General features: G+C 49.3%; 1 rRNA gene. It reads right to left on the bottom strand.

Going from position 1 to position 229, the window contains the following annotated elements:
* Positions 1-229 (bottom strand): 23S ribosomal RNA (locus Q0945_RS16090); the annotation flags it as partial.

Consider the following 229-nt stretch of genomic DNA (forward strand, 5'->3'; position numbering starts at 1 on the left):
TTGAGGGCACCTTTAGAAGCCTCCGTTACTCTTTTGGAGGCGACCACCCCAGTCAAACTACCCACCACGCACTGTTCTCTCTACGAGAGTTAGGCTTCAGACAAGCAAAGGCTAGTATTTCAACAATGACTCCACAACACCTGGCGATGCCGCTTCAAAGTCTCCTAGCTATCCTACACATTGCTTGACCGAAGTCAATACGAAGCTATAGTAAAGGTGCACGGGGTCT

Origin of the sequence: uncultured Maribacter sp., from assembly GCF_947500405.1 — a bacterium.
Lineage (GTDB): Bacteria > Bacteroidota > Bacteroidia > Flavobacteriales > Flavobacteriaceae > Maribacter_B.